Source organism: Candidatus Thioglobus sp., assembly GCF_028599055.1.
Classification (GTDB): domain Bacteria; phylum Pseudomonadota; class Gammaproteobacteria; order PS1; family Pseudothioglobaceae; genus Thioglobus_A.
The window spans coordinates 1-2047 of record NZ_JAQRMS010000192.1; the positions used below are offsets into that span (position 1 = coordinate 1).

Genomic DNA, 2047 nt, shown 5'->3' on the forward strand with positions numbered 1-2047 from the left:
CAAATCTAACATGGAATAACCTTCATCAGGTACGCTCAAAATCTAACATGGAATAACCTTCATCAGGTACGCTCAAAATCTAACATGGAATAACCTTCCTCAGGTACGCTCAAAATCTAAAATGGAATAGCCTTCCTCATGTACGCTCAAAAGCTAACATGGAATAACCTTCCTCCGGTACGCTCATAATCTAACATGGAATAACCTTCCTCAGGTACGCTCAAAATCTAACATGTAATAACCTTCCTCAGGTACGCTCAAAAGCTAACATGGAATAACCTTCCTCATGTACGCTCAAAAGCTAACATGGAATAACCTTCCTCAGGTACGCTCAAAATCTAACATGGAATAACCTTCCTCATGTACGCTCAAAAGCTAACATGGAATAACCTTCCTCCGGTACGCTCAAAATCTAACATGGAATAACCTTCCTCAGGTACGCTCAAAATCTAACATGGTATAACCTTCCTCCGGTACGCTCAAAATATTACATGGAATAACCTTCCTCAGGTACGCTCAAAAGCTAACATGGAATAACCTGCATCAGGTACGCTCAAAATCGAAAGGTTGGAAAGCCAAATAATTTTAGTTTTGCAAGCAAGTAAACCAAAGGGTCTAAATAGGATCGCCAAAATCGGATACGGTCACATATGCCCGAGGGAGGAAAACCTTAGTTTTAGTAATACTTTCATTATTTATAAACTGTCAATTTCAATAACACATATATCTATTAAATCATGTCAGTGCCGAAGTTAGTTGAAATATGTTTTTTGTAATAAAACAAAATGTATGGAATAATAAAAACCAAAATATCACAAACGCTGAACAGTTCAAAACTTCAATGTCAAAGTCGTAGAAAGAGTCAAAATCGACAGCTCGAACACAAATACATGACTTCTTACTTACCTGGCTTGGTACATATTAAAAAGAGTGGCGGAGATAAACTAGATATGTTTCTATATTAGATAAATATGTGTCATCCTATTACAGCGTATGTCAAAACTACCTGATCCTTCCTTGTCTACTGTAGGAAATCACAGGAGATAAATATATGTGTCATCCTATTACAACGTATGTCAAAACTACCTGATCCTTCCTTGTCTACTGTAGGAAATCACAGGAGATGAAAAGATTCAAGATATAAATAAAACTACATGTATTACAACATACTTATATCTGTACCTTTGTCTGTAGTTTCAGTTTCCAGTTCTTCTATATTTGTGTTAAATATAACCTCAGCCAGGAAACCTTTACCCTCTATCATATAGTCCGACGTAAAAACTACGAGCATTTCACTTTTAGATGAAACAATTTTATCTGGATTTGTATCTCCACAGTATGTACCCAACTTTGGCGAATCTACAATGACGAAAATAATTTACTTGGCTTTGCATGAAATTACACACATTGGGAATTATAGCATTTGACATTAAATTTAACAAGGACATCAACATTGAAATGTTAAAGGTACATGTATATGTATTGATGGGATTTCGTAATAAGCGCATTATCATGAATTTTTTTTATCAAACAATGTAATTATGAAAACTACCATTAACTGGTTGAACAGTCTCATCATACCAAATTGCAACTTGAAGATAAATTAAGTCTGTTTATACAAATGAAGCTTCAAATGTCAATTTGGATTCAAAGTTTTGCAAAGGGAAAGATACAGACATATATGACGACCAAACAACAATGCAAACGCAGATTTATGTAATGATTAGAAACTAGTATTATTTTGCATGCACGAAGACACCAAAGATAATTTCTTCATGGCTTGGAAATTTCATATGAAACATGCTTGCTGTACATTGTATGTAGAATGATATATTCGTATCATTAAAAGGAAGATAAAGTGTATATATTAGGTTCAATTAATTTCCATCCCCTATTAAAATTTGGAGAAGAACCAAAAGCCCATTCCCTTTGAGTGGAAATATGTATTTATGTTTATTTAACTATTTAGAAGACATTATATTACATTGATCATGTAATGGTTAGCTTGTTCGTCTAGAACTGGACTGATTGTGGGTTGTGTACCCAG

At 34.4% G+C, this 2047-nt stretch carries 1 protein-coding gene; it reads right to left on the reverse strand.

Features of this window, described 5'->3' with window-relative positions; all coding sequences use genetic code 11:
• Nucleotides 1-1159: 1159 nt before the first annotated feature.
• Nucleotides 1160-1348: a CUB domain-containing protein gene (locus PSN35_RS07710; RefSeq protein WP_367183423.1), complete on the reverse strand. Its 189-nt coding sequence runs from the start codon at nt 1346-1348 to the stop codon at nt 1160-1162.
• Nucleotides 1349-2047: the final 699 nt, after the last annotated feature.